The organism is Pseudomonas sp. Irchel s3a18 (genome assembly GCF_900187535.1).
Lineage (GTDB): Bacteria > Pseudomonadota > Gammaproteobacteria > Pseudomonadales > Pseudomonadaceae > Aquipseudomonas.
Map to the genome: position 1 here is coordinate 1 of NZ_FYDV01000042.1, position 1,365 is coordinate 1,365.

The 1,365-nt window shown below is 59.0% G+C and carries 1 protein-coding gene; it reads right to left on the reverse strand.

Features of this window, described 5'->3' with window-relative positions:
- Positions 1 to 254: 254 nt before the first annotated feature.
- Positions 255 to 1,277: an IS110 family transposase gene (locus tag CKW29_RS25330; protein WP_095147510.1), complete on the reverse strand. Its 1,023-nt coding sequence runs from the start codon at positions 1,275 to 1,277 to the stop codon at positions 255 to 257.
- Between the last annotated feature and the right edge of the window lie 88 nt (positions 1,278 to 1,365).

The following is a 1,365-nucleotide window of genomic DNA, read 5'->3' on the forward strand; positions in this document are numbered from 1 at the left end:
AAAATGTATGGTCAGCCCATCTCCTGCAACCTCTTTGGCTGTTTTCGGTAAAGCTGGCTTGCGCTAATGTATCCGGGCTCATGGTGAGCGCTGTGGCAACAGCGCTCGGCCCTCGATGAGTAGCCGCTCCCGACTGTCCTGAAAAGCCCCTCAGCCTCGAACGCTGATTTTTTTGCCAGGTTCTCAGTCGGGCCGTTTGCCGTTTACTGTCATCAGTCAGTGACGTCGCAAAAGCCGGTGGGAAAGCTGTACGTTCAAGCGTGCGGATGTGGGTCGTACTGGCCGCCTTTGGCCAGTACCGCCCACACGATGCGCGCCAGTTTGTTAGCCAGCGCGCACGCCACAACGTTGGAATGGCGACGTGTCAGCAACTCTCGAACCCAAGCCCCAAGGGCATCTTCGCGCTTGTCGATATACCGCATGATGGCCCGCGCACCCTGTACCAGCAGCTGGCGTATGTGCTTATCGCCCCGCTTGCTGATCCCCAGCAACAGCGTTTTGCCGCCGGTGGAATACTGCCTGGGTACCAGCCCCAGCGAGGCGGCAAAATCACGCCCGCTTCGATAGTTCGATGCATCGCCGATGTCGGCCAGGACCGCGCTGGCGGTGATCGGGCCGATGCCGGGAATACTCTGCAAACGACTGCCGGCCTCATCGTCTTTCAGCTGCTGCTTCAGCTCGGACTCGATGTCCTTGATTTCATCTCGCAGCTGTTGAATCTGCCGATAGAGGCGCATCACCACCCCCTTCAAACCCAGCGGGAGTGGGTGCTGTGGGTTGTCCAGCAGCGTCGGTACGCGACCCAGGCCGGCAACGCCGACAGGCAAACTGATGCCAAACTCCAGCAGAAAGCCATGAATCTGATTGGTCATGGCGGTGCGCTGGCCAATCAACGAATCGCGCACGCGGTGCAAGGCTGACAGTGTTTGTTGCTCTGCGGTTTTGATCGAGCAGAAGCGCATCGCGGGGCGGCTTGCCGCCTCGCAGATCGCTTCGGCATCAATGAAGTCGTTTTTGTTGCCTTTGACGAACGGTTTGACGTACTGCGGGGCGATCAGCTTCACCGCGTGGCCCAATGCGCCAATCTGCCGGGCCAGCCAATGCGCACCGCCACAGGACTCCATCACCACCGTGCAGGCTGGCAACTGGGCCAAGGTGCAAAGCAATTGGCCGCGACTGGTCTTTTTGCGCAGCACCTGATGGCCTTTGGCGTCCTGGCCATGCAGGTGGAAACTGTGTTTGCCGATGTCGATACCGAGAAGCGTCATCGTATTCATGAGAGATCCTCCGTCCGAAAACGAGAAAAGCCCTGCAAGCGTAAACCTGCAGGGCTTCTCGGTCAGGCTGACCATCTCATTAGCCCCG